The sequence below is a fragment of the Gordonia sp. N1V genome (assembly GCF_029269935.1).
Taxonomy (GTDB): Bacteria; Actinomycetota; Actinomycetes; order Mycobacteriales; family Mycobacteriaceae; genus Gordonia; species Gordonia polyisoprenivorans.
The window spans coordinates 1-301 of the sequence record NZ_JARJDD010000117.1 but is presented as its reverse complement, the minus strand read 5'-3'; the positions used below and the strand labels follow the sequence as shown (position 1 = coordinate 301).

The following is a 301-nucleotide window of genomic DNA, read 5'->3' as shown; positions in this document are numbered from 1 at the left end:
TGCTGGCGGGTGGGATCAGCCAGGGGTGTCGGTCGAATCCCATGATGATGTCCCACCCGTGGTGGTGCACATCGTCATGACAGCTGGTGCAGAGGAGGCAGCCGTTGTCGAGGTCGGTGGGACCACCATCGGCCCAGTGGTGCACATGGTAATGCCCCAGGGGGTGGCACGGTGTGGCCACCGTGTCCGGTCGGATCGGCCGGTGAGGCTTGGGGTCGGTCGGAGATCTGCGGGATGAGTGGTCCGGCGGCACGTACGGATTCGGGGTAGTGGATGGTTTTCGCTATCTCGGCGAGGGTGG

The 301-nt window shown here is 65.1% G+C and carries 1 pseudogene; it reads right to left on the bottom strand.

Annotated features, from left to right (window positions below):
- Positions 1-157 (bottom strand): annotated as a pseudogene (locus P3L18_RS28380) (HNH endonuclease); the annotation flags it as partial.
- Between the last annotated feature and the right edge of the window lie 144 nt (positions 158-301).